17 protein-coding genes and 2 pseudogenes are annotated in these 24583 nt (G+C 71.6%); 7 read left to right on the top strand and 12 right to left on the bottom strand.

Annotation, left to right across the window (positions count from 1 at the left end):
- Nucleotides 1-82: 82 nt before the first annotated feature.
- The 3 genes from ACWD4B_RS05080 to ACWD4B_RS05070 all read right to left on the bottom strand — a co-directional run bounded on the left by ACWD4B_RS05080 (nucleotide 83) and on the right by ACWD4B_RS05070 (nucleotide 9206).
- A complete protein-coding gene (locus ACWD4B_RS05080) occupies nucleotides 83-844 on the bottom strand; it encodes a thioesterase II family protein (protein ID WP_451419459.1) in 762 nt (253 codons plus the stop codon).
- Complete coding sequence (locus ACWD4B_RS05075; protein ID WP_451419458.1) at nucleotides 841-8277, bottom strand: SDR family NAD(P)-dependent oxidoreductase; 7437 nt, start codon at nucleotides 8275-8277, stop codon at nucleotides 841-843. Before ACWD4B_RS05075 ends, ACWD4B_RS05080 begins: the two co-directional genes overlap by 4 nt.
- 482 nt (nucleotides 8278-8759) lie before the next feature.
- Nucleotides 8760-9206, bottom strand: coding sequence for a nitroreductase family deazaflavin-dependent oxidoreductase (locus ACWD4B_RS05070; RefSeq protein ID WP_451419457.1), 447 nt, complete (start codon nucleotides 9204-9206; stop codon nucleotides 8760-8762).
- Nucleotides 9207-9668: 462 nt separating this feature from the next.
- Here ACWD4B_RS05070 and ACWD4B_RS05065 point away from each other — a divergent pair, with 462 nt between their 5' ends.
- On the top strand, nucleotides 9669-10907 hold the full coding sequence (locus ACWD4B_RS05065; protein ID WP_451419456.1) for a phosphatidylserine decarboxylase: 1239 nt from the start codon (nucleotides 9669-9671) through the stop codon (nucleotides 10905-10907).
- A 65-nt stretch (nucleotides 10908-10972) separates the two neighbouring features.
- Here the strand turns inward: ACWD4B_RS05065 and ACWD4B_RS05060 are convergent, their stop codons facing one another.
- From ACWD4B_RS05060 to ACWD4B_RS05045, 4 genes and pseudogenes are all read right to left on the bottom strand, one after another.
- The gene (locus tag ACWD4B_RS05060) at nucleotides 10973-11833 is read right to left on the bottom strand and encodes a geranyl diphosphate 2-C-methyltransferase (RefSeq protein ID WP_451419455.1); all 861 of its coding nucleotides are present in this window, start codon (nucleotides 11831-11833) and stop codon (nucleotides 10973-10975) included.
- 27 nt (nucleotides 11834-11860) lie between these two features.
- Entirely contained in the window at nucleotides 11861-13057 is a 1197-nt protein-coding gene (locus tag ACWD4B_RS05055; RefSeq protein ID WP_451419454.1) for a family 2 encapsulin nanocompartment cargo protein terpene cyclase, read from the bottom strand.
- A 61-nt stretch (nucleotides 13058-13118) separates the two neighbouring features.
- Nucleotides 13119-14534 (bottom strand): family 2B encapsulin nanocompartment shell protein, encoded by a 1416-nt coding sequence (locus ACWD4B_RS05050; RefSeq protein ID WP_451419453.1) that lies wholly within the window; start codon nucleotides 14532-14534, stop codon nucleotides 13119-13121.
- A 261-nt stretch (nucleotides 14535-14795) separates the two neighbouring features.
- Nucleotides 14796-14933, bottom strand: a pseudogene (locus tag ACWD4B_RS05045) (BON domain-containing protein); the annotation flags it as partial.
- Between the two features lie 28 nt (nucleotides 14934-14961).
- On the opposite strand from ACWD4B_RS05045, the gene ACWD4B_RS05040 reads away from it, so the two are divergent.
- Nucleotides 14962-15969, top strand: a complete 1008-nt coding sequence (locus ACWD4B_RS05040) for a 2-hydroxyacid dehydrogenase (protein ID WP_451419452.1) — start codon at nucleotides 14962-14964, stop codon at nucleotides 15967-15969.
- Nucleotides 15970-15995: 26 nt separating this feature from the next.
- Here the strand turns inward: ACWD4B_RS05040 and ACWD4B_RS05035 are convergent, their stop codons facing one another.
- The gene (locus ACWD4B_RS05035; protein ID WP_451419451.1) at nucleotides 15996-16529 is read right to left on the bottom strand and encodes a hypothetical protein; all 534 of its coding nucleotides are present in this window, start codon (nucleotides 16527-16529) and stop codon (nucleotides 15996-15998) included.
- A 163-nt stretch (nucleotides 16530-16692) separates the two neighbouring features.
- Here ACWD4B_RS05035 and ACWD4B_RS05030 point away from each other — a divergent pair, with 163 nt between their 5' ends.
- Nucleotides 16693-17397 (top strand): hypothetical protein, encoded by a 705-nt coding sequence (locus ACWD4B_RS05030; protein WP_451419450.1) that lies wholly within the window; start codon nucleotides 16693-16695, stop codon nucleotides 17395-17397.
- Here ACWD4B_RS05030 and ACWD4B_RS05025 read toward each other — a convergent pair.
- Nucleotides 17357-19192, bottom strand: a complete 1836-nt coding sequence (locus ACWD4B_RS05025) for a glycoside hydrolase family 15 protein (protein WP_451419449.1) — start codon at nucleotides 19190-19192, stop codon at nucleotides 17357-17359. The genes ACWD4B_RS05030 and ACWD4B_RS05025 overlap by 41 nt on opposite strands.
- A 113-nt stretch (nucleotides 19193-19305) precedes the next feature.
- Here ACWD4B_RS05025 and ACWD4B_RS05020 point away from each other — a divergent pair, with 113 nt between their 5' ends.
- From ACWD4B_RS05020 to ACWD4B_RS05010, 3 genes are all read left to right on the top strand, one after another.
- On the top strand, nucleotides 19306-19548 hold the full coding sequence (locus ACWD4B_RS05020) for a ferredoxin (RefSeq protein ID WP_451419448.1): 243 nt from the start codon (nucleotides 19306-19308) through the stop codon (nucleotides 19546-19548).
- Complete coding sequence (locus ACWD4B_RS05015; protein ID WP_451419447.1) at nucleotides 19538-20932, top strand: NAD(P)/FAD-dependent oxidoreductase; 1395 nt, start codon at nucleotides 19538-19540, stop codon at nucleotides 20930-20932. The genes ACWD4B_RS05020 and ACWD4B_RS05015 overlap by 11 nt, the downstream gene beginning before the upstream one ends.
- 67 nt (nucleotides 20933-20999) lie before the next feature.
- Complete coding sequence (locus tag ACWD4B_RS05010; protein ID WP_451419446.1) at nucleotides 21000-22238, top strand: cytochrome P450; 1239 nt, start codon at nucleotides 21000-21002, stop codon at nucleotides 22236-22238.
- Here the strand turns inward: ACWD4B_RS05010 and ACWD4B_RS05005 are convergent.
- A complete protein-coding gene (locus ACWD4B_RS05005; RefSeq protein WP_451419445.1) occupies nucleotides 22227-22952 on the bottom strand; it encodes an ATP-binding protein in 726 nt (241 codons plus the stop codon). The genes ACWD4B_RS05010 and ACWD4B_RS05005 overlap by 12 nt on opposite strands.
- Between ACWD4B_RS05005 and ACWD4B_RS05000 the strand changes: the two are divergent.
- Nucleotides 22861-23214 (top strand): annotated as a pseudogene (locus ACWD4B_RS05000) (zinc ribbon domain-containing protein); the annotation flags it as partial. The gene ACWD4B_RS05005 and the pseudogene ACWD4B_RS05000 overlap by 92 nt on opposite strands.
- Before the next feature lie 234 nt (nucleotides 23215-23448).
- Here the strand turns inward: ACWD4B_RS05000 and ACWD4B_RS04995 are convergent.
- Nucleotides 23449-23880, bottom strand: a complete 432-nt coding sequence (locus tag ACWD4B_RS04995; RefSeq protein ID WP_451419444.1) for a hypothetical protein — start codon at nucleotides 23878-23880, stop codon at nucleotides 23449-23451.
- 17 nt (nucleotides 23881-23897) lie between these two features.
- On the bottom strand, nucleotides 23898-24583 hold a 686-nt coding region (locus tag ACWD4B_RS04990), incomplete at its 5' end, for a cytochrome c oxidase subunit I (protein ID WP_451419443.1).

Genomic DNA, 24583 nt, shown 5'->3' with positions numbered 1-24583 from the left:
GTCTCCCCGTGTATCGGCGCGAGCTCTCCTTTCAGTACACGTCGTCCCGGGCCGGCTCGCATCCGGGCGAGTGGCCGTCCTGTCATGGCGGCAGGGCGGCGCTCAGATCGCGGGCGAGTCGCGCGGTCAGCGCCTCGACCTGTTCGACGGGGTACATGTGGCGTCCGGGAAAAAAGACGGGAGTGGCGGGGGCGACGACCAGGTCGTTCCATGCCGGCAGTTGGTCGGAAGGGACGAGGAGGTCGGCGTCGCCTCCGTAAAGGGCCAGCGGGACCGGCAGGGGCTCTTCGTCACGGTGGCGGTGGTGCCAGATGAGCAGCACGTCGGCGAGCAAGGGCGGGAGGAACCGGGCGAGTTGCTCGGGAGGTCCGGCAACCGACGCGGCGGGAAGGCCCGTCAGACCGAGCAGGTGGGGGACGCTGTTCCGGGCGTCGAGCAGGATCTTGCTGAAGGTGCTGACATAGCTGCCGAGATGGGGGGCGGGCAGGGCGGACACGGCGACCAGGGCCGGTGGGCGGTGCCCGGTGCGGTGCAGGCGGCGTGCGGTTTCCCAGGCCAGCAGGGCACCGATGGAGTGACCGAACAGGGCGTACGGTCGCCCGTCGTCCTGCTCGGCGACCAGGCCGGCCACCGCCGCGGTCACCAGGTTCGGGTCGGTCCACGAGAACTGCCCGGACAGGGCTCCCCGGCCCGGCAGTCCCACGGCGCTCAGGTCCGGTCCGGGCAGATGCCGGGTCCAGGGCGCGTAGAAGCCGGGGCCGTTCCCGCCGGGCGGAAAGCAGTACAGGCGCAGGGCGGCGTCGGGCCGGGAGGCCAGGGTGACGAGTTGGGGAGCCGTGTTCATGGGGCTTCCGCGGGCCGTCGGGCCGTTCCTGCCAGGTGGGTGAGCATGCGGGTGGCGAGGGAGGCGGGGGTGGTGGCCCCGGTGAGTTCGACGGCGGAGATCTCATGGCCCAGGTGCTCCCGCAGCCGCCCGGCAAGTTCGGAAGCCATGAGGGAGTCCACGCCCTGCTGGGCCAACGGCCGGTGGAGCTCGACGCGTTCGGGGGTGGTCTGCAGGACCTGTGCGACCAGGCCGGCGAGTGCTTCGTGGACGAGAGCGGTCGCTTTTTCCGGGGACGCGTGCCGCAGGTTCTCCCTCAGCCGCACGGTGCCGGTGCCGCTGTCGGCCGGTGCCAGGGCCGCGGTACGTGGTGCGGTGAGGGTGGGCAGCAGGCGGATCCTGGCGCCGAAGTCGAAACGGCCGACCGCGACCACGTCCGTGTCCGGGCGGGCGAGCAGGAGGTCCAGCTCCGCCAGGGCCTCCCCGGCGGTCATCCCGCCCATGCCCAGGTCGGGCCGTACGAGGCCGGCGCGCCGGGCGTAGCCGGTGTCGCTGATGACGCCCCATTCGACGGCCAGGGCCGGGAGCCCGGCCCGTCGGCGCTCGCGCACCATCGCCTCCAGCGCGAGGTTGGCGGCGGCGTAGGGGGCCTGGCGGACGTTGCCCAGCATCGCGGCGGCGGAACTGCAGACGACGAAGAAGTCGAGCTCCCGGTCGCGGGTGAGGTCGTCCAGCAGGTGGCCGGCGGTCATCTTGGGGGTGAGTACGGTGCGCAGGAGCTCGTCGTCGCACTCGGGCAGTTCGGTGTCCCGCAGGTCCAGGGCTGCGTGGACGACTCCGGCCAGCCGCCGGCCCGAGGCGTCGACGGCCGCGAACACGGCCCGCAGGGCGCGTTCGTCGGCGGCGTCCACGGCGTGCACGGTGACCTCCGCCCCCTGCTGTTCGAGGTCGGCCAGCAGGGCGGGGGCCTCGGGGGACCGGCGTCCGCGGCGGCTCAGCAGCGTCAGATGGCGGGCGCCGCGGTCCGCCAGGTGCCGGGCGGTGGCCGCGCCCAGGCCGCCGAGCCCGCCGGTGATCAGATAGGTGGCCGTCGGGTCGGGTGCGAGGTGCTCGGACGGGACGGGCAGGGGTGACGGCCCGTCGAAGGTGATCACGATCTTGCCGGTGTGCCGGGAGTGCTGGAGCTGGGCGAACGCCTCCTGGACCGCGTCGGCAGGATAGGTACGGTGCATCAGGGGGCGGATGCTGCCGCTGTGCAGGGCTTCGTGGAGTGCCGCGAGGCAGGGTCCCGACCGCCGGCGGCTGTTGAGCACGGCGGTGAGGTCGACGCCGAAGAAGGCGAGGTTCCTGCGGAAGGCCGCCAGCGGGAGGGCGTTGTCGGCCAGGAAGTCCCGCATGCCCAGCTCCACGAAGCGGCCGTGCGGTGCGAGGACGTCCAGGCTGCGGATCATGGCTTCCCCGGCCAGGGAGTTGAGCACGACGTCGACGCCCGCGCCGCCGGTGAGGTCCATGACCTGGTCGGCGAAGCGCAGACTGCGCGAGTCGAGGACGTCGTCGACGCCCAGCAGATGGAGCAGGTCCCGTTTGGCCGTGCTGCCCGCGGTGGCGATCACCCGGGCTCCGGTGTTCCGCGCGTACTGGAGGGCGGCCATCCCGACCCCGCCGGCGGCGCTGTGCACCAGGACGGTCTCGCCCGCCGCGAGCCGGGCCAGTTGCCCCAGGCCGTGGTGCACCGTCAGGAAGGCCACGGGCAGGGTGACGGCCTCGGCGAAGCCCATGTGCCCGGGCACGGGTACCAGGAGGTGGGCGTCGGCGAGGGTGCGCGAGGCCAGGCCACCGCCGAGCACCGGCCCGCAGACGCGGTCGCCGGGAGCGAGGTGGGTGACGTCGGGGCCCACGGCGCGTACCGTGCCGGCGCACTCCCCGCCCGGGAAGGGGCGGTTCGGGTAGGGGGCGGGCGTCATGCCCGTCGCGGTGGTGATGTCGCGGTAGTTCAGGGCGGCCGCGGCCACGTCGAGGACGACCTGGCCCGGGCCGGGCCGGTCGAGGACGGCGGGCCGCCAGGCGAGGCGGTAGCGCAGTCCGGGGTTGCTCAGGGTCAGAGCGTAGGGGGCGTCCGCCGTGTTCCCCGGCGTGGGGAGCGGTGCGGGCCGGGGACCGACCCGGGGGACGAACCTGCCGTCCGCGGTGAGGAACACCTCGTCGTCCGCAGGGACGTGACGCATTTCCCGCAGCAGGTGACCGGCGACGGCCGCGGCTTCCTCCGGTGCGCCCGCCAGGGCCAGGCCAACCTTGCGGACCGTCAGGTCGGAGCGTTCGTTGCCCCAGGTCCTCGCCGCACCCCACACCGCCGCGGAGGCGCCGGCCGCCGGGAAGAGGCTCGGGTCCGGGCCCTGGGCGCGGGTGAGGAGCCAGACCGTGCGCCGGGGCGCCGCGTCGTCCACCGGGAGAGCCCGGGCGAGGTCGCGTACCGCTCCCAGGTGTCCGACGGCATCCTCGGTGAGCCGGACCGGCCCGTCGGACGGCACCGCGGACCCGTCGGCCGGGACGACGATGTCCGTGGCTCCGGTGAGCGCGCCCGCGTCCTCCCCGGCCGGTACGAGGCGCACCCTGCCATAGCCGTGTTCCGCGCGGAGCGCGCTGACCGTCGCCGCCAGCACCTCCCGCATCTCCGGCGCACCGGGCTCGCCGACGACCGCCCAGCGTCGGCTGTCGTTGCCCTGTCCCGGCTCGGCGGACGCCGGGGCCCGGCGGGTGGTGCCGGTGCGCGGAGAGCGGGCGGCGAGGAACACGGAGGTGAAATCCGCGTGTTCGCGCAGGACCGGCGGCGTGACGATGTCCTGGAAACCGCAGCGCTCCATGGCAGCGCACCACTGCGCCCGGCCGAGGAAGGGGCCGTCGGGGCGGAGAGCGGCGTCGGCACGCTCCCAGAAGGACGGCAGGAGGCCGAAGACCGGTGCCATGAACGGCAGATCGTGCGTTTCCAGCGCGAGCAGGTGGCCGCCGTCGGCCATGAGCGCGGCCAGCCGGCGCAGCGTCAATGCGACGTCCTGGGTGGCGTGCAGGACGTTCGCGGCGATGACGATGTCGAACGAGGAGGGCGGGAAGCCCTGTTCGGCGGGGTCCTCGTTCAGGTCCAGACGTTCGTAGCGGACGAAGTCGAAGGCGGCGAAGCGGTCCCGGGCCGCGGGGAAGAAGGCCGGACTGACGTCGGTGAAGGTGTAGTGCGACGTCCCGGCCGGCAGGAAGGGCAGGAGCCGGCCTGTCAGCCCGCCCGTCCCCGCGCCGACCTCCAGCACGCGCAGCGGCCGGCCGCCGGGCCAGTCACGCGTGGCGCCGCGGAGCAGTTGGCGCGCGGCGAGGTTGCAGACGCGTGCCTCGGCGGTGGCGTCGTACACCCGGGCCACCAGCGGATCGGCCTCGCCGAACAGCAGGGAGAGCGGATCCGTCGTGCCACGCAGGACATCGGCCAGGTGCCGTCCGCACACCGCACTCAGGTGCGCGAATGAGGCGTCACCGGGGAAGTCCCGCAGGAACTCCTGGAACAGCGGCCGGGGGCGCGGCTCGTGGGTCCGCCGCCAGCGTCCGGGCCCGGTCGCCTCCACGGTGCCCGTCCGGGCGGCGGTGTCCAGCAGAGTGCGCAGCAACAGGGCGTACCCACGGTCGACACCGGCGGCGTGCAGGTGGTCGAGGGTGAACTCCACATCGCCCGGGAGCAGTTCGTTCATCGCCTCGGCGGTGAAGTGCGCCGTGACCTCCAGCAGTCGCCGGCGCCGGTGCGTAAATCCCGGCCTGCTCCGGTCGTGCGGAGCCGGCTCCTCGCAGGCATTGAGGACCTCGCTGGGGGCGGGCAGCGGGGACGGTGTCGCGGGGGTGCCCGGCAGGGGCGCCGCCCGTACCACCTCGGTCAGGGAGGAGGGCCGGGTGGGGCGGGCGGCGGTGTAGCGGCGGGCGCGGCAGCCCAGCAGTTCGAGCGCCACTGTTCCCGCGTCGTCGGCCACTTGGACGTCCCAGAGCGCTTCGTGGTCCGTCAGGACGTGCAGGCGGGCGTGCATCCATCCGGTGGCGGGCAGGGGCTGCCAGCAGCGGACGGTGGCGATGGCCGCCGGCAGCAGCGGCTCCGGCAGGGTCGCGGTGTCCCCCCGGAAGAGGATGGGCATCTGCATCGCGCCGTCGAGCACGGCGGGGTGCGCGAGATGACCGTCCTCCCCGGGCGGATCGGAGTGGTAGCGAGCGATCGCCTCGCGGTCGCCGGTGTGCAGGTCCGTCAGCACGCGGAAGGCCGGTCCGTAGGGGATGCCGAACCGCGCGCACCGGGCGTAGTGCTCGGCGCCGCCGTGGTGGCCGGTCATGCGGGTGGTCAGGGCAACGGGGTCGAGGCCGGTCGGCCGGTCGCGTTCCAGTCGGCGCACCCGGCCGCGGGCGTGCTCGATCCACGTCTTCCCGTCCTCCCCGCTGCGGCTGGAGACGGTGATCCGGCCGGCCTCGCCGACGGCGGTCTGGACGCGTACGTCCATGGCCAGGTCGTCCACCGGAACGGTCAGCGCCCGGGGGATGACCAGCCCGGTCAACTCGACGGGGCCGTCGAGGAGTTCCCGCCCGGCGCAGAGGGCCATGTCCACGTAGCCGGTGGCGGGCCACACCACGGCGCTGCCGATCCTGTGGTCGGCCAGCCAGTTCTGCCGGTGCGGTTCGACCTGCAGCTCCCAGAGCGGGCCGGCGCTCGGCTGCCGGCCGCCCAGCAGTGGGTGGGAGCCGGCCTCCGGGCCGGGCCACCAGTCGGGTTCGCCGTGGAAGTGCCGCTCGCGCTGCCAGGGGTAGGGCGGCAGCTCCGTCACCCGCCCGGGGCGGGGGAAGTATGCGTCCCAGTCGACGCGCGCGCCGGCCGCCAGGAGATGGGCCTGAGCGGTGTCCAGCGCTCCGGGACCGGCAGCGGCCCGGCTCATCGTGGGCACGACGGCCCGCCGCAGCCCGTCGCCGGCCGTCAACCGGCGCAGGTAGGTGCCCAGCACGGGGTGCGGGCCGATCTCCACCAGGACGTCGCAGTCCACGCCCTCGCCGGTCAGCGTGTCGATCGCGGCGGAGAAGCGTACGGGTTCACGGACGTTGCGCCACCAGTGCCCGGCGTCCGTGCTCCGTGGCCCGGCCACATCGCCGGTGACGGTGGACACCAGCGGCAGACGCCCGTCCTCCGTCTCCAGATCCGCCAGGGCCGCCTTCAGCGGCTGTTCGCAACCGTCCATGACGGGGCTGTGGAAGGCGTAGTCCAGTCCCAGGTCGCGGACGAACACCCCGCGTCCGTCCAGCACTTCACCGACGCGTTGCAGCGCCTTGGCGTCCCCCGCGAGCGTCACGTCCCGCGCTCCGTTGATGCCGGCGACGACCACCAGGCCCGCCAGTCCCTCTTCGCGCAGGAGCCCGTCGGCCTCGTCGGCGCCCAGCCCGACGGCGGCCATCCGGCCCGCTCCGGCCGTCGGGGCCTGGACGCGGCTCCGCGCGGCGATCACCCGGCAGGCCGCCGTGCGCTCCAGCAGACCCGCGGCGTAGGCGGCCGCCACTTCGCCCACGCTGTGGCCGCACACCGCGTGGGGGCGGATTCCGCGTGCGTCCAGTGCGGCCACCAGGCCCGCCTGCACGGTGAAGAGCAGCGGGTGGGCGACTTCCGTGGCTCCCCAGTCGTGCGCGTCGCCGGGCCCGGTGAGCGCGTCCAGTACCGAGAAGCCTGTCAGCGGGGCCAGTTCGGCATCCATGGCCTCGGCCTCCGCCCGGAAGGCCGCGTCTTCCGCGAGGAGTCGGCGTCCCATGCCGGGCCATGACGCGCCGCTGCCGCAGAACACGAATCCGACCCGGCCCCGCTCGACCGACCGGGCCCGTGCCCCTCCCGGCACCGCCTCGCCCGAGGCGAAGTCCCGCAGCCGCCCGGCCGCTTCCCGCGCGTCCGAGGCGAGGACGGCGAACCGCTCCTCGTGCCGACCGCGCCGTCGGCACGCCGTGTACGCCACGTCGTACCAGGACCGTGAGCCGCCCTCGTCCTCCAGGAAATCGGCCCACCGTCCGGCGGCTTCGGCCAGCGCGGTCGGGGTCCGCGCGCTGACCACCAGAGGCAGCCGTCGTCCCGTGGGTCCGGCGTCCGGGAGCCGCGTCGGCTGCGGCGGAGCGGCGGCCACGACGACATGGGCGTTGGCGCCCCCGAACCCGAAGCAGTTGACGCCCACGACGCCACGTCCCAGGGCCGCCAACGGCCGCGTGCGCGTAGCCGGTTCGAGCCCCAGACCGGCGAAGTCGATGGCCTCGTTCACCGGCTCGCCGTGCAACGTGGCCGGGATCCGGCCCTCCCGCAGCACCAGCATCGCCTTGAAGAGCCCCGCCATCCCGGCCGCGGCTTCCAGATGGCCCAGGTTCGACTTGACGGACCCCACCGGCAGCGGCCCGGCGTCCTCCCGGTGACGGCCCAGCGCCTCGCCCAGGGCCCGGCACTCCACCGGGTCCCCGGCCTGCGTCCCCGTACCGTGCGCCTCCACGTACGCCACCTCGCGCGGGGCGATACCGGCTTCTTCGTACACCTGGCGCAACAGTGCGGCCTGGGCCCGCGGGCTGGGCAGCGCCAGCCCCTCGGTGCGGCCGTCGGCGTTGACCCCGCCGGCGACGAGCACCCCGTGCACCCGGTCCCCGTCCGCCAGGGCCCGTGCCAGTGGCTTGAGGACGACCACCCCGGCACCCTCGGCACGTACGAAGCCGTCGGCCGCCGCGGCGAAGGGCCGGCACCGCCCCGTCGGCGAGAGCATGGCCGCCATCGAGAAACCCGCGAAGGAGTTCGGGCTGAGGAGCACGTTGACTCCGCCCGCGAGGGCCAGTCGACTGCGTCCGGCGCGCAGTGCCTCGCAGGCCTGGTGCACGGCGCTGAGCGCGGAGGAGCAGGCGGTGTCGACGACCAGTGACGCCCCGCGCAGGTCGAGCGCGTAGGAAATCCTGTTGGCCGCATTGCAGTTGGCCGCACCGCTCATCGTGTAGGGGCTCACGCCCCGTGGCCGGTACTGCTGGAGGTCGGCGAAGTCATGGGTGGCCACCCCGACGATCACGGCTGTGTCACCGCCTGCCAGGTGCGCCGGGTCGATACCGGCGTCGTCGAGCGCCTCCACCGCGCATTCCAGCGCCAGCCGGTGCTGGGGGTCCACCCGGGCGGCTTCCCGCGGCGCCATGCCGAAGAACCCGGCGTCGAAGCCGGTCACGTCGTCGAGGAAGGCGCCCGCGGTGGTGTACGACTTGCCGGGCCGCAGCGCCCCTGGTTCTCCGGGCATGCAGAACCGCCGTACGTCGAACCGGTCCGGAGGCACTTCGCCCACCAGGTCACGGCCTTCGGCCAGGGCGTCCCACAGCCCGTCCAGCGAGGAGATCCCGCCAGGGAACCGCAGCCCCGCCCCGACCACCGCCACCGCATCATCCGACACCGTCACGCGCTACCTCCGAGTCCGAGCCGGCCAGGCACATGCGTTCTGTCTGCTCGGTGGGGGACGCATCCATGGCGTGGGCGGGCCGTAGATCGCCACCAGCCATAAATCATATGAACTTCCCGGGAGGGGTGGTTGAGACCCCGGTTTCCCGTGGGCGATCGCCGGCAGGGAGTGTCAAGGCGGTCCGGCACGTCTGGAATCCCGAGGTGAACCGCCCGACTGCCCGGCCGAACGACGGCGACGCCCCGATCGGCGTCGACTGCCCCGACTACTGCTGGTACGTAGCCGGGCAAGTCCGGTGGTCCGACCACGGCAGCCGTTCTTGACGAATGCTCAGTGCGTCCAGCGGCCCCTGCCCGTCGAGCCGGATGGGGGCCGAAAGCGTAGCTGCGGTCCGTACAACAGGGGACCTCCCGACGGCAGAGGAACCGCCGGCCGAGCGCGGGGTGCTGACTGCGCCGACCGGATACGGGAGACGTCGGGTCCTACCCGCGCACGGGCTCCAGCACGAAGACGGGAATCACACGGTCGGTCTTCTCCTGATACTCGGCGTACGGCGGATACGCGGCGACCGCGCGCTCCCACCACTCGGCCTTCTCGTCCCCGGAGATCTCACGGGCCGTCATATCCCGGCGCACGGACCCGTCCTGGAGCTCCACGTGCGGGTCGGACTTGACGTTGAAGTACCAGACCGGGTGGCGTGGGAAGCCGCCCTTCGAGGCCACGGCCGCGTACCGCCCCTCGTGCTCCACGCGCATCAACGGGATCTTGCGGACCTTGCCGCTCTTCGCGCCGCGCGTCGTGAGAATGACGACGGGCAGGCCCGTGTCCCAGAGCGTCGTCCCTTGCGTGCCGCCCGAACTCTCGTACAGCTCGACCTGATCGCGCACCCACTGCGCCGGACTCGGCTCGTACTCGCCCTCAAGAGGCATCGCATCCACCCCATCGTCACGGTCATGAAGTGTGGTGTCCGACAGGTGGTCAGGCGAAACGCAAAGTGCCCACGATGGCCGGGACCCGCCCGGTCGTCGTCGGCGTCCACGGCGGAGTGCCGCTTTCGGTCAGGTAGAGGATTCTTGAATTCGCCGCTGTCATAACTGACTCACAGGTCAGTTCACGCCCCGCTGGTGGCACTTGATCACCTCGCAACGTACGACTGCACAACCTTCACTCCAGTCACGCGTCACTGAGTCACATCCTCGTGTCCGGCAAGGCCGAGTCAGGAGTTTTTTCGCAACTGCCGCAGCGATGCGGCATGAGCTTTCCGCACCCGGCGACATCGGTGTCCAATATTGCACTCCTCTGTCCTCCACGGCGCTGGAAGCGTGTGGACGGCGACACGGCCGGAAAGCGGCCGACAGAGCGGGAATCCCATCGACGACAGGAGCTTGACGATGACCGCTGCGTCCTCCTCGGCCCAGGTGATCGACGAACTCAGGGAATATCTGGCCGAGCACAAGGAGTTGGCCGACCTGCTGACGGATTCGCTCAAGCAGGCGCGTGCGAATGCGGCAGAGAAGAACAAACTCAAACCCGAGTTGTTCGACGCGCTGGACTGGCCGCAGGACGTCTCCAGCTACCTCGACTACCTGGACGCGTTCTCCCGGTGGGCGCCGAGCCAGGGCCGCAGCGCTGCCTGGACACTCGACGCAAAGCACGGGCAGCAGGAAGTCTTCGACCGACTGTGCCACTTCTACTACCTCATCGACCAGCCGGTCGGCAATGGAAAACCCACGATCGTGCAGAACGATCCATGGTTCAAGACCTGGCTGGTCGAATACGTCGCTGCGTGGGGGAGTTTCCTCGACACGACGGCGTCGTTCAGCGACGAGCACCTCGAGACGTTCAGGCGCTCGCTGCTCTACCGCATTGACGACTCGATGGTCGGCGAACAGCCCGACCAGAAGCCCAACGAACCGAGCGGCTGGCTCACCTTCAACCAGTTCTTCGCCCGCGAGCTCAACCCCGGCCTGCGGCCGATCGGCAAACCGGAGGACAACCGCACGGTGACCATGCCGGCCGACTGCACCTACAAGGCGACCTACGACATCGACGAGAACTCCAATGTCGTCGAACAGTCCGACGGTCCACTACGACTCAAACTCACACACACCATCGGCTCGATTCCGGAACTCCTCAAGCAGAGCGCGTACGGCGACAAGTTCGCGAACGGCAAGTTCGTGCACTACTTCCTCGCTCCGTACTCGTACCACCGCTTCCACACCCCCGTGGCCGGGAAAGTGATGGAGTGCTTCCCCATCCACGACAGCGTGTACCTGGACGTCACCATCGGCAGTGACGGGCAGTTCGACGCCCCGGACAACAGCGCCGACGGCTACGAATTCACCCAGGCACGCGGAGTCGTCGTGATCGACACCGCCGGCTCCCCGTACGGCGACGTCGGGCTGGTCGCGGTGATCCCGGTGGGCATGGCACAGGTTTCGTCGGTCCACATGACGATGACCAAGGGTGCCCAGGTGCCGAAGGGCGAAGAGTTCGGCTACTTCCTCTTCGGCGGCTCCGACATCATCCTCCTGTTCCAGGAGGGCCACGTGCCGGACATCAACACGGACGGCGGGTACCGCCTCTACGGCACTCCGATCGCCGACCCCGCACCCCTGACGGAACGCTGACGCCACAGGCGGTCACCCGGACCCGGGGTGACCGCCTGCGCCGTCGCATCCCTCGTGAGGGGAGGTCAGATGCGGTCCGCCGCGATCAGGAGGTAATGGAAACTGCCCTCCTTGTATGCCGTCAGGAAGGTGTCCTCGATCCCGGTCGCCACCGAGGACTGCGCCCGTAGCTCCCAGTACGGAATGGTCTGGGCGGTCAGATCGACGACGTTGATGGGGACGAGGCCGTTGGCGGCGAGGGCCTTGAAGTAGGCGCTGCGGGGGTGGATGTTGCAGGTGTAGTGCTCGTCGATGCGGCTGACGGCCTTGGAGCGGCCGCCGGTGATGTCGTTGTAGCAGCCGGTGATGCAGACATACCGACCGCCGTACTCCAGCAGGCGGGAGAACTCGCCGAAGAGCTCGGTGAGATCGACGTACATCGTGGTCTCGTCGGTCCAGACGGCACGGCGGGAGCCGGTGTCGAGGCCGGTGTCGAGCATGTTGCGGAAGTGGAAGCGGACCCGGTCGGCCACACCCCGTTCCTCGGCCCGGGAGTTGGCGAAGCCGACCTGGCGCTCGGAGATCGTCACGCCGTCCACCGCGCAGCCGAAGCGCTGGTGTGCCATGAAGCTGGTGCCGCCGCGGCCGGACCCGGCGTCGAGGAGCCGGTCCTGGGCCGTGATGCTGCCGAGGTGGTCGAGAAGGACCTCGGCCTGTGCGGTCTCGAGCCGGTGGAGTTCCTCGACGACGCGCCGGTCCCGGGTGCTCTTGGGGCCTTCGAGCACGGACGGGTCGTAGTCCCCGATGCCGTAGTGGTGGTGGTAGAGGCCGTCGACCTCGCCGAGACGGAGGTTGACGGGGGCCTGCTCACTGTCCCAGTACGCCGCGACCGACTTCTGGTAGGAGGTGCGGAGGACCTTGGCGGTGTGTCCGATCGTCGAGGCCATGGGGAACTCCTCTGTTCTGCGCGGCGGTCATGCCGCGTTGTAGCGTGGGGTGGTGCTGTGCCATTCGCGGTTGCCGCCGAGCCAGGCCCAGGTGCCGGCCAGGAAGCGGCGCAGCGCGGGTGAGCCGTCGGCGGCGAGGACGACGGCCTCGGCCTCGAAGGTGTGGACGAGCTCGTCATGGACGAGGACGCTGCGGTGCACGGCCTCTTCGAGTGCGCATTTCTCCTCGGCCGCGATCACCGTCGGGAGGTTGAACTCCAGGCCGGGGCCGGTGCTCTCGCGTGCCATCGAGTAGAGGTCGTTGACGAGCGTGGCGGCGGTGCAGGCCATGCTGAAGGCCCGGCGCACCCGGGGGGCGTAGTACTCGGCGGCGGGGACCTCGTAGCCGCCGACGGCGTCGACGAGGGCGACCATCGGCAGGAAGCTGTTGCACTGGCGGTTGACGAGGTACTCCCAGACCGGGGGCATGCGTTCGACGGTGCGCCAGCCGGCCTCGGCGTTGAAGCCGGCGAAGAGGCCGGCCATCTCGTGGGCGAGCCGCCCGAGTTGCGCGGGGGCGGCATAGCGGGCGATGTGGTCGAGGGCCGAGCGCAGGGCGGTCAGGACGGGGTCGTCGCGCAGGGCGCGTTCCAGTTCCGGCGCGTAGCGGAGCGGGAGGTGGGCGGGGTCCACGGCGGCGTTGGCGACGCACAGCCGGGGGCCGAGCGCCCGCGGATCGGCTCCTGCGGATGCGTCGTCGCAGTAGTGGTCGTCGGCCGACCATTCCGCGAGCCCGCACTTGGCGGCGGCCAGCAGCCGGTCGGGATCGTCGGTGTCGGGGTGGGTGAGCATCAGCAGGCGCCCGAAGTCGGTGGCTCGCAACTCCTCCGACCGGTCCGGATAGATGCCCACGTCGGCGGCCCAGGCGACCAGGCGGTCGTTCACCTCCTTCGCGAGGACGGGGTCGTCGCGGAGGGCGGGCGGGCAGTACAGCGGGGGTACCTGCCCGCCCGGTGCCGGACGTACGGGCTCCGTCCGGGGTGGCTCGGCCGTCGGTGCCGGTGCTATCCGGGCGGCGGACGTCCCGAGCCCGGTGGGTCCGGTGGGGAATCCGGCCGGGACTCGGCGGGGTGATGGGGGCAGCAGGGCGGGGGTGGCGTTCCCCTGGTGGGCCAGCAGCGCGGTCACCAGGCCGGCGAGCTCGTGGGTGGCCGTGGTGGAGAAGGCGCGGGACAGCAGTGACAACCGGGTCTCCTTACGTTCCCGTTACGCTCCCGCTCGCCGGAACGGCGAGGCGGCGGACGTTTCAGTCGTGGTGACGGGAGACCTCGACGTTCTCGAGCAGGCCGATGGCATCGGGGACCAGGACGGCTGCCGAGTAGTAGGTGCTGACGAGGTAGGAGATGACGGCCTGGTCGTTGATGCCCATGAACCGTACGTTGAGGCCGGGTTCGTACTCGTCGGGGAGCCCGGTCTTGCGGAGGCCGATGACGCCCTGGTCCTCCTCGCCGGTGCGCAGGGCGAGGATGGAGGAGATGTTGTGGCCTCCGCCGTTGACGGGGATCTTGCCGCAGGGGAGGATCGGCACGCCCCGCCAGCCGGGTACCAGGTGCCCGTCGACCTGCACGCTGTCGGGGTAGATCCCGCGCTTGTTGCACTCGCGGCCGAAGGCGGCGATGGCGCGCGGGTGGGCGAACATCATCCGGGTGCTGCGGCGCATGCTCAGCAGTTCGTCGAGGTCGTCGGGCGTGGGCGGGCCGGAGCGGGTGGAGATGCGCTGGCCGTAGTCGGCGTTGTGGAGCAGCCCGAACTCGCGGTTGTTGACGAGCTCGTGCTCCTGGCGCTCGCGGAGCGCCTCGATGGTGAGCCGCAGCTGCTGTTCGACCTGGTTCATCGGGTCGTTGTAGAGGTCGGCGACCCTGCTGTGCACGCGGAGCACGGTCTGCGCGACGCTCAGCTCGAACTCGCGGGGCGCTAGGTCGTAGTTGACGAAGGTGCCGGGGAGCTCGGGCTCGCCCACGTGGCCGGAGGCCAGTTCGACGTCGGCCTCACCCTTCTTGTTGACCGACTGCTGGTGGGTGGTGAGGTAGCTGTCGATCTGGCCGCGCAGTGCCTCGGAGCGGTGGAGGAGCTGCTGGAAGGCCGTCCAGGGCAGGGCGAGGACGGTGCCGCTGGTGGTGGCCTTGACCGTGTGCTCCCAGACGGGATCGTTCTGCCGGAGGGCCTCGTCGCCGAGGTGGTCACCGTCGGCGACGGTGCCGAGCACTGTGGGTTCGCCGTACTTGCCGGTACCTATCCTGTTGAGTTTGCCGTGGGCGACGAGGAAGACCTCTTCGATCGGCTGCCCGATCTCGGCGAGTACGTCGCCCTGTTCGAAGTCCCGCTGGGTGAAACGCGAGGCCAGTTCCGTCAGGAGGCTCTCCTCCTGGAAGCCGCGCAGCGGAGGCACTTCGGTGAGTGTGGACGCCACGACGCGGACCTCCGCGCCGGTCTTGACGAAACTCACCCGCCCCCGCCCCACGGTGTAGGTCAGCCGCCGGTTGACCCGGTATGTACCGGAAGCGACTTCGTTCCAGGGCAGCATGCGGATCACCCAGCGCGAGCTGATGCCCTGCATCTGCGGTATGGACTTGGTGGTTGTCGCCAGATTGCGGGCTGCTGCCGTGCTGAGGCTCAACTGTGCCTGATTTTCGGCCTGTTGACGTTCTGCTGGTGTCGTCATGGGGTTCCCCTCGCCATGGACGTCTCGGCGATAAGTAGGAAAACCCGATGAGGTAAGCCTTGGCTACGGCGTGCCGGGAAGCGGAACGCAACCCGGTAAGACAACTGCGCCTGTTGACATCGCGGTTGCGGCTGTTCACCTGGGGACTTGCGGTGGCGTGCACGCCGTGCCCGGGTCTTCGCCGAACTCTCCGGGGGATGGCGGAGGGAGAGGGTTCGAATGTGCGCGCCCACGGAATCGCAAGGTCGATCGATCTCGGGCTCATGGAGCCGGGGAACCGCCGCCCGTGTCGTCGGCCGTGTACGTGAGGTTCTGGTGGACCGCGACCACACCGTCCACGGAACGGCACAACCGCTCGATGACGGGAATCATGCTCCGCGCCTCGACCGTCCCCGTGAGCGTGGCCCACCGCAAGGAGCACGGGAACATGGCGGACATCGTGGCGTACGGAGTGACCACCGACGAGAGGCCGCTGCTGGAACGGGCGCTCGGCTGCGACCACGACCTGCGGTGCCTGGACCTCGTCCTCAACGCGGACACGGCGCCGACGGCGGCCGGCCGCAGGATCGTCTGCAGCAGCGTCAACGACGTCCTGGACGAGGACGTCCTGCGCACCCTCGCCGCAGGCGGCACCGAGCTCATCACGCAACGGGCCACGGGATACAACAACATCGACCTCGACGCGGCCCGCAGGTCGGGCCTGGCCGTCTCCCGGGTCTCCTGCTACTCCCCTTATTCCGTGGCCGAGTTCGCGTGGGCGCTCGCCCTGGCCGTTGACCGCAGGATCCCCCGGGCCGTCACCCGCACCCGCGACTTCGACTTCCGCCTCGACGGCCTGATGGGCCGGGACTTCCACGGCCGCACGGCGGGCGTGCTCGGTACCGGGAAGATCGGTACCGCGTTCGCCCGCATCGCCGCGGGGTTCGGGATGCGGCCGCTCGGCCACGACGTGGCCCCGAACCCGGAGTGCGAGGCGCTGGGCATGGAATACGTCGACCGCACACGCCTGTTCGCCGAATCCGACCTCCTCAGCCTGCACGCGCCGCTGGTGCCCGAGACATATCACGTCGTCGACGCCGGGGCGCTGGCGCGGATGAAGGACGACGCCGTGCTGATCAACACCAGCCGCGGTGGCCTGCTGGACGCCCACGCGCTCGTGGAGACCCTGCGCGCCGGGCGGCTGGAGGGCGTCGGCCTGGACGTGTACGAGGAGGAAGCGGGCGTCTTCTTCTTCGACAAGTCCCTCGAGGTCATGACCGACGACACCCTCGCCCGGCTCATGACCTTCAAGAACGTCCTGATCAGCTCGCACCAGGCGTACTTCACCCGCGACGCGGTCGGCCAGATCGTGCAGGCCACGGCGGACAACATCGCCGACCATCTCGCCGGGCGGACCGGCGGGAACACCCTGGTGCCGCGTCCTGCATCCGTGTGAGCCCGCCGGAATCCGAATCGGGTCTTTCAGTGCTCGTGCACGACGGCCTTCAGGATCACGATGACCAGCCCGAGCACCAGGTTGACGACCCCCGAGGCGATCACCCGCCGGCGGGAGCCGCCGGCGCGGACCTCCGCCGCGCCGGCCCAGCCGATCTGTTCGGCCAGGGCGACGGCGAGGGCGAACCAGGCCGTCCCCTCCAGGTCCAGCCCCAGCAGCGGACTGATCGCCACGGCCAGGGCCGGGGGCACCGCCGCCTGGGCGATCGGCCACTCCTGGCGCGCCACGCCGCTGATCACGGCCCAGGACGGGTGCCGGTAGGTCTCCCGCTCGCCGACGAGGCGGGAGTAGACGTGCGCGGCCCAGAACACCAGGCCGGTGACCAGCAGGAGCAGTACGAGCCCCACCCGGCGGTAGGGGCCGAGCGCCCCGGTGCCGGCCACGACGGAGGCGGCCAGGAGCGCGCCGTAGACCGCGCCTCCGTAATCGGTCCGCGGCTGCTCCCGCCGGTGCCGGCCCCGGTCGTCCGCTCCGCCGTCCGTGTCGGCGAGACCTGTCACGTCCCCAGGATCACCGGGGACGCGCCGGTGCGCACGACGGGCGGGCGGGGAGGGCGGGCCAGGGGAGTGACAGTCGCCCGTGCGGGTGTAGCCGGGCCGTGCCCGCGGGGACCCACTGCACGACGAGGGCTCGGCACGGGAGCGACTGCCGGAGGAGAACGCCATGCGGACCAGCGGAAGGACGGCGGGGCGGGGACTGCGGACACCACGCGTCGCCGCGGTGGCGGGCATCGTCTCCGCATTGCTGCTGGGCGCCGGCGTCGTCCTGGTGCGCCTGGCGGTGCCGGAGCATCCGCAGGACGCCGCGGACTGGTTCGCCGACACCTCCCAGCGCGGCAGCCTGACCACGGCGCTGGCCCTGGTGCCGTTCGCAGGAGTCTTCTTCCTGTGGTTCATGGGCTGCTTCAGGGACTACGTCGGCGCGGCCGAGGACCGGTTCTTCGCCACGCTGTTCCTGGGCAGCGGGCTGCTGTTCGTGGCGATGCTGTTCGTCCTCGCGGCGACGGCGGGCAGCCTGCTGGCCGTGACCGGCTTCGCGACGCAGCCTCCCACACCGGTCCGGGACGAGCTCTGGCAGTACGGGCGCCACCTCGTCCTGACGCTGCTCTCCGGCTACTTCACGCGGATGGCCGCCGTGTTCGTGCTCTCCACGACCACGATCGGGCACCGCCTGGGCGTCTTCCCGCGCTGGCTGGCCTGGCTCGGCTATCTCGTCGCGCTGGTGCTGCTCTTCTCCGTCAGCGACGCCGCTCACCTCGAACTCGTCTTCCCGGTCTGGATGCTGGCCGTCAGCGGTCACATCCTTGTGCGGACCCTGCGTACCCGCGTCAGCGCGTCGACGGGCTCTGCAGGGTCAACGCCGCGGTGATCACGCCGAGATGGCTGAACCCCTGGGGAAAGTTGCCGAGTTGGTCTCCGGTGCCGGGGTCGATCTCCTCCGCCAGCAGCCCGAGGTCGTTGGCGCAGCCGAGGACGAGGGCCAGCCGTTCCTCGGCCTCGGCCGTGCGGCCCGCGCGGGCAAGGGCGTTGGCCAGCCAGAGCGTGCAGAAGACGAAGGTGCCCTCGTCGCCCGGCAGGCCGTCGTCGGTGCGGTAGCGGTAGCAGTGGCCGCCGCGGGTGAGTTCCGCGTCGATCCGGTCGACCGTGGCCCGCATCCGCGGGTCGTCGAAGGGCAGGAAGCCGCGCAGCCCCAGTTGCAGCGTGGCGGCGTCGAGGGCGGGGGAGTCGAAGGCCTGCATGAAGGCGCCGGTGCGCGGGTCCACCCCGCGGCTCTCGATCCGGGCCCGGATCGCGGCGCGGACCCGGGCCCACCGCTCGTGGTCGCGTGCGTCCGCGACGCCCTCGCCGTACCGCTCCAGCAGCCGGATCCCGCAGTCGAGGGCGCTCCAGGCCATGAGCTTGGAGAAGACGAAGTGCCTTCTGCCGCCCCGCACTTCCCAGATGCCCTCGTCGGGCTCCTCCCAGCGCCGGGCCGCCAGCTCCACGACCTCGCGCAGGAACGCCAGCCCCCGCGGCCCGGGCGGTCCGTGCCGCTCCGCCAGGTACCCGGCGGCGGCGACGATCTCGCCGTAGACGTCCAGCTGGAACTGGTTCCAGGCGCCGTTGCCGATGCGCACGGGCCGGGAGTCCCGGTGACCCCGCAGATGCTCCAGCCGGAACTCGGGCAGCAGCCGCTCCCCGCCGATGCCGTACATGATCTGCAGTTCCTCGGCACGGCCCGCAGTGGTGCGCAGCAGCCACTCGCCGAAGCGCCGGGCCTCGTCGGTGTAGCCGATGCTCCCCAGCGTGGCGAGCATCGCGGCGGAATCGCGCAGCCAGCAGTAGCGGTAGTCCCAGTTGCGCTCCCCGCCGGGCGCCTCCGGCAGCGAGGTGGTGGCGGCCGCGGCGATGGCGCCGGTGCGGTCGTAGACGAGCCCCTTGAGGACGAGCGCGCTGCGCACGACCGCCTCCCGGTACGGGCCCCGGTAGGTGCAGCGTGCCGTCCAGCGCTCCCAGAAACCGATCGTCTCCTGCAGGCGGCTGCGCAGTTCGGGGGCGGGCAGCCGGTGCACCTGCAGGCGGCCGGCCTCGCTGTGCGTCAGTGCGACGTACCGCTCCTCGCCCCGGGCGACCGTGGCCCGGGCGGTGCAGGTTCCGTCGGCGTGCGGGAGCAGGGGCAGCAGGTCGCTCTGCAGCAGCAGGGCGTCGGCCCCGCCGCCCGCCACGAGCAGGCCGTCGGCGGCGGGTTCGAGGAAGGGGGTGGTCAGGCCGTAGTCGAAGCGGGGCGCGAAGACCATCTCCACCGGCACCTCGCCCGCCTCGCCGTGGATGCGGCGCAGCAGCAGATGGCCGGGAGGCCGGCGCCGGGGGCGGCCGGGCCGGCCCGGGTCCTCGTGCACGGGCAGGCAGTCGGTCACCGTGACGGTCCCCGTCGGCGTCCGGAACCGCGTCTCCAGGACGTTGGTGCCGGGCAGGTACCGCCGTGTCGTCTCGAAGACACCGGCCGGTGCGATGCGGAAGTACCCGCCGACGTCCCGGTCCAGCAGCCGCGCGAACACCGAGCGGGCGTCGAAGCGGTGGAAGCAGGCCCATTCCACGGACGCGTCCGGGCCGACCAGCGCGAGCGAGTGGCAGTCGCTGAGGAGGGCGTGGTCACGGATCGCCGGGGGATCGTGCGCGGGCATGGGCTTCCCTTTTGGTGGCGCTCCACATGCGGACGCCGCGCAGGTGCGCAGTAAATGGAACATACCTCGCGAAAAGCATCGGAGCACGACAGCGGCGAAGGGCCACGTCCGTCATGAAACTTGTCGTCGATCTCAACCGGTGCCAGGGCTATGCGCAATGCGCGTTCCTTGCACCGGACGTGTTCACCCTGCACGGCGAGGAAGCGCTGATGTACGCGCCCGTGTGCGACGACGCCCAGCGCGAAAACGTGCTCAGAGCGGCTGAGGCATGCCCCGTCCAGGCCATCCTGGTCGAGGCGGACGGGGCGGACGGGGCGCCGGCCACGGCCGGAGGGGCAGGGTCCCATGTCCGCTGACGGAGCCCTGCGGACGTTCCGGCGCGACGGGCGCATCGTCATCGTCGGCGCCTCCCTGGCCGGCCTGCGGGCCGCGGAGACGCTGCGCATGGAGGGCTTCACCGGATCGCTGACGATCATCGGCGACGACCCCCGCGAACCCTACGACCGCCCCCCGCTGTCCAAGCAGGTCCTGCTCGGCCGCGTCCGCCCCGAGGCCACCTCGCTGCCCAAACGGCTGCCCTTCGACGCCGAATGGCGGCTCGGCACGGCCGCCACGGGACTGGACATGGCAGCCAGGAAGGTGCACCTGGCCGACGGCCAGGAGGTCGGCTACGACCGCCTCCTGATCACCACGGGCGTCCGCGCCCGCCCCTGGTTCAACGAGGCCGAGGCCGCCCTCGACGGCGTCTTCGCCCTGCGCACCGACGAGGACGCGACCCGGCTCGAACGACGCCTGGCCGCCGGGCCGCGCCGGGTCCTGGTCGTCGGCGCCGGGTTCACCGGCTCCGAGATCGCCTCCGCCTGCCGGGAACGGGGCATCGACGTCACCGTCGCCGAACGCGGGCCGGCGCCGCTGGTGGGCGCGCTGGGCGGGGTGATCGGCGCGGTGGCCGCGGACCTGCAGCGGGCCCACGGCGTGGACCTGCGCTGCGGCATCACGGTGACCTCGCTGGAGGGCGACTCGGTCGGCCGGCTGCGGCGCGCCCACCTGTCCGACGGCACCGCACTCGACATCGACATCGCCGTCGTCGCCCTCGGGGCGACCCGCAACACCGGCTGGCTGGACGGATCGGGGCTGGCCGCCGGCCCCCGTGGCGTGGCCTGCGACGCCGGGTGCCGCGCCTTCGACGTCCAGGGCATCGTCACGGACGACGTCTTCGCCGCCGGGGACGTGGCCCGCACCCCGCACCCGCTGTTCGGCTACCAGTTCCTCTCCCTCGAACACTGGGGCAACGCGGTCGCCCAGGCCGGGATCGCCGCCCACAACATGATCAGCGCCACCCCGGACCGCCGGGCCCACCTGTGGGTGCCGTGCTTCTGGTCCGCCCAGTTCGGCGTCAACATCAAGTCCGTCGGCGTCCCGCCCATGGGGGAGGAGATCGTCATCACCCAGGGCTCGCTCGCCGAGGGCCGCTTCACCGGCGTGTACGGCTACCAGGGCCGCATCATCGCCGCGGTCGCCTTCGACAACGCGAAGTGGCTCGACTTCTACCGCGAGCGGATCGAGGAATGCGCCCCGTTCCCGCCCGAGTTCGACAACGTCGACCGGCGCCCGGAAGGGCTGCGCCCGGTCTCCGCCGACTTCCCCGACCCTTCGCTGCCCAGCCACGGGCCCACCGTCACCCTCAGCGGCTACGAACCCACCGGGCGCCGCGTCCGCTTCACCCCCGCCCGCGCCTGACACCGCGGCACCCCCGCACGGCGGCGGAGCGCCGCCGGCCGAGACCACCCCCGCAGGAGAGCGTTCCATGGCACCGGGCACCTTGCTCCAGCAGATCACCGACTACGCCAACCGCGCCGACCCCTACCCGCTCTACGCCGAACTCCGCAGGACACCGGTGGCCCGCCAGGACGACGGCACCTTCCTGATCGGCGGCTACTACGAGATCAGGAGCCTGCTGCACGACCCCCGGCTCAGCTCGGACAGCCGCAGGATCCTCACCCGCGACGGTGACGGCGACGGACTGCCGCCGGAGGAGGACACCGGCCTCCCGCCCTCCATGCTCCGGCTCGACCCGCCCGACCACGACCGGCTGCGCCGCCTGGCCATGCGCCACTTCGGCCCCCCGCACTCCCCGACCCGGGTGTACGACATGCAGGGCGAACTCGCCTCGACCGTCGCCGAGTTGATCGACAACCTCCGGGGCAAGGACCGCATCGACCTCGTCGAGGACTTCTCCTACCCCTTCCCCGTCACGGTGATCTGCCGGCTGCTCGGCGTGCCCCGCCAGGACGAAGCCCGCTTTCACGGCTGGGCCGACGCCATCGTCGGCGCCCTCGACCCCGGCACGGGCGACGACCGCGAGGCCAGGATGCGCGAGAGCCAACAGGCCAGGACGGACCTGGGACGCTACCTGGGCGGACTGATCGAGGAGCGGCGCCGCACCCCGGGCGACGACATGCTCTCCGGGATGGCCAACGACCGTGGCCCGGACGGGCAGATGAACCCCGTCGAACTCATCAGCACCGCCGTCCTGCTGCTCGTCGCCGGCCACGAGACCACGGTCAACCTCATCACCAACGGCATGCTCACCCTCCTCCGCCACCCGGAGGTCCTCACGCGTCTCGCGAAGGATCCCGCGCTGGCCGTCCCGCTCGTCGAGGAACTCCTGCGCTACGAACCGCCCGTGCACCTGATGCCTCCGCGCGTCGCCCTCGCCGACGTCGACATCGCGGACACCACCATCCCCCGGGGAGCGACGATCCTGTTCGCGCTCGGCTCGGGCAACCGCGACGCCCGGCGCTTCACGGACCCCGAACGCTTCTGCCCGGAGCGCCCGGACAACCAGCACCTCGGCTTCGGCAGCGGCATCCACAACTGCTTCGGCGCACCGCTGGCCCGTCTGGAGACCCAGCTCGCGCTGAGCGCGCTCGCCCGCAGGCTCAGGAACCCCGCCCTGGTGGAGGACCCGCCCCCGTACCGGCAGAACCCGGCCCTGCGCGGACCCCGGCACCTGCCCATCTCCTTCCAGGGCCTACAGGAGTGAGTCCGGCGCGTCCGTCGCCGTGAGGCGGAGGGTGAACCAGATGGTCTTCCCCTGGTCGACGGGCCGGGTGCCCCAGCTGTCCGCCAGGGCGTCGACGAGCAGCAGGCCGCGGCCCGACTCGTCCCCCGCCTCCGCGAGCCGCGGCTGAGGGGGCTGGGGGCTGCGGTCGGTCACCTCGACGGTGAGTTCGTCCATGCCCCTGCGCACCCGCAGCTGGATCGGGCCGGAGGCGTGGCAGATCGCGTTCGTCAGGACTTCGGAGGTCAGCAACCGGGCGTCGTCGAGCGCCTCGGAGCAGTTCCACGCAGTGAGGGTGACGGCGAGGAACCGCCGTCCGTCGGCGGCAGCGCGGGGCTCCGACGGAAGTTCGGTGCAGGCCCAGGCGAGCGGGGCGGGCGGCAGCTGGACCAGGAGGAGGGTGACGTCGTCGTTGTGGCCGGGGACATCGGGCAGAAGAGCCGCGAGGGCCCGGTCCGCCGTCGCCTCGAGACCGCATGCGGATCCGAAGGAACGGCTCAACTCCGAGGCGAGCGCGGTGATCTGCTGCTCGATGTCGGTGGCGGGGGTTTCGACGAGGCCGTCGGTGTACAGGGCAAGCGTGGACCCGGGCGGTACGTCGACGACCACAGCGCCCGCGCCCAGGCCCGACCCCGAGCAGAACGGCGCGTTCCTTGCGAACGGCGCCGTTGCCAAGGCCGGACTGAACAAGAGCATCCTGGATGCGGGTTGGGGACAGTTCCTCGGAATCCTGGCGCAGAAGGCTGAGAGTGCCGCTCGCCGCGTGATCGAAGTGGACGCCCGCAACACCTCCCGCACGTGCCCGCCTGAGTTAGGCGGATGCGGGCACGTCGCGAAGGAGAACCGCGTCACCCAAGCAGAATTCGAGTGCGTCAAGTGCGGACTGGTGGAGAATGCCGACCGCGTGGGCACGCTGAACGTCCTGCACAGGGCCGGGCTGGTCCTCTGCGGCGGTGCTCAGCCACCGACACAGGAAGCCCGCGACTACAGTCGTGGGTGGAGTCACGAGACTGCGCTGCAGGGCCAGGGCGACGTGCGCTGCTGTTTGTAGAGCCGGGTGAGTTCGACCTCGGCGCGTTTGCGCGCAGCCCGTAGAGTTTCGAGCCCGGCTCCCATGGGCCGCGCCTGCGTGCCGGGCCTCGCGCCCTGGTTGCGCAGTGGGGCCGGGCAGGAACCCTCGGCACCTGCGAACTCAGAGCACGAGCTGCCTCGCCAGGAACGGCATTCCCGCAGCCGCCAGGGCCATCCCCGACAGCCCCCACGCCAGGGTTGCCCGGCGGAGCCGCCCGGAGGCGGCGACCGACGCCGCTCCGAGCAACGCCGCCCACTTCTCGGCCTCCTGCCGATCACGCCGCCGCAGCGCCCCGGCACGTACGGAGAGGGACGAGGCGACCACCGCCCCGACCGCGGCCACGACCCCGGCAACGCGCCACGGGGCCTGAGCGAGCAGCACGAGCGTGACGGCGGCGAGGGTTCCCCACCCCGTCAGGCAGGCGAGGGCGGCGGTCCGCCGGGCGGGCGGCCGGTCGTCGCCGGCTCGCAGGTCGGCCACGGCGGGCAGGTACCAGACGCAGCCGGCCGCGCCGATCACTGCGGCACCCAGTGCGAGGACTGTCCGGGACACGTGGTTCTCCTCGCTCCTCAGCGGGCTGCCGGTTCGGCTGCGGTGACGTCAGGACGGTGCAGGTCCAGAGCCGGGGATTCGGAACGAATGCGGGGCAGGACTGCGAAGTTGTGCCGTGGCGGCGGGCAGGAGGTGGCCCATTCCAGGGAACGGCCGAAGCCCCATGGATCGTCGGTCTCCACCTTCTTGCCGTACTTGGCGGTCTTCCAGACGTTGTAGAAGAACGGCAGGAGCGACAGGCCCAGCAGGAAAGAACCGATCGTGGAGATCGTGTTGAGCGCGGTGAAGCCGTCGGAGGCGAGATAGTCGGCGTACCGGCGGGGCATGCCTTCGGCCCCCAGCCAGTGCTGGACGAGGAATGTGGTGTGGAAACCCACCGTGAGCGTCCAGAACGTCACCTTACCGAGCCGCTCGTCGAGCATTTTCCCGGTGAACTTCGGCCACCAGAAGTGGAATCCGGCGAACATCGCATAGACCACGGTGCCGAACAGCGTGTAGTGGAAGTGGGCGACGACGAAGTACGAGTCCGAGACGTGGAAGTCCATCGGCGGCGCGGCCAGGATGACGCCCGTCAGACCGCCGAACACGAAGGTGATCAGGAATCCGGTGGCCCAGAGCATCGGGGTCTCGAAGGACAGCGAGCCCTTCCACATGGTGCCGATCCAGTTGAAGAACTTCACACCGGTCGGGACCGCGATCAGGA

The sequence above is a fragment of the Streptomyces sp. NPDC002536 genome (genome assembly GCF_053594995.1).
The sequence above is the reverse complement of the archived record's forward strand: the minus strand, read 5'-3'. Positions and strand labels throughout refer to the sequence as shown.

What these genes read in the sequence shown, in the direction of transcription:
- ACWD4B_RS05040 (WP_451419452.1), top strand. Translation starts at nt 14,962, where the DNA reads ATGGCGGACATCGTGGCGTACGGAGTGACCACCGACGAGAGGCCGCTG.
- ACWD4B_RS05025 (WP_451419449.1), bottom strand. Translation starts at nt 19,192, where the DNA reads ATGCCCGCGCACGATCCCCCGGCGATCCGTGACCACGCCCTCCTCAGC.
- ACWD4B_RS05060 (WP_451419455.1), bottom strand. Translation starts at nt 11,833, where the DNA reads ATGGCCTCGACGATCGGACACACCGCCAAGGTCCTCCGCACCTCCTAC.
- ACWD4B_RS05005 (WP_451419445.1), bottom strand. Translation starts at nt 22,952, where the DNA reads ATGCTCTTGTTCAGTCCGGCCTTGGCAACGGCGCCGTTCGCAAGGAAC.
- ACWD4B_RS05030 (WP_451419450.1), top strand. Translation starts at nt 16,693, where the DNA reads ATGCGGACCAGCGGAAGGACGGCGGGGCGGGGACTGCGGACACCACGC.
- ACWD4B_RS05015 (WP_451419447.1), top strand. Translation starts at nt 19,538, where the DNA reads ATGTCCGCTGACGGAGCCCTGCGGACGTTCCGGCGCGACGGGCGCATC.
- ACWD4B_RS05070 (WP_451419457.1), bottom strand. Translation starts at nt 9,206, where the DNA reads ATGCCTCTTGAGGGCGAGTACGAGCCGAGTCCGGCGCAGTGGGTGCGC.
- ACWD4B_RS05010 (WP_451419446.1), top strand. Translation starts at nt 21,000, where the DNA reads ATGGCACCGGGCACCTTGCTCCAGCAGATCACCGACTACGCCAACCGC.
- ACWD4B_RS05020 (WP_451419448.1), top strand. Translation starts at nt 19,306, where the DNA reads ATGAAACTTGTCGTCGATCTCAACCGGTGCCAGGGCTATGCGCAATGC.
- ACWD4B_RS05050 (WP_451419453.1), bottom strand. Translation starts at nt 14,534, where the DNA reads ATGACGACACCAGCAGAACGTCAACAGGCCGAAAATCAGGCACAGTTG.
- ACWD4B_RS05080 (WP_451419459.1), bottom strand. Translation starts at nt 844, where the DNA reads ATGAACACGGCTCCCCAACTCGTCACCCTGGCCTCCCGGCCCGACGCC.
- ACWD4B_RS05065 (WP_451419456.1), top strand. Translation starts at nt 9,669, where the DNA reads ATGACCGCTGCGTCCTCCTCGGCCCAGGTGATCGACGAACTCAGGGAA.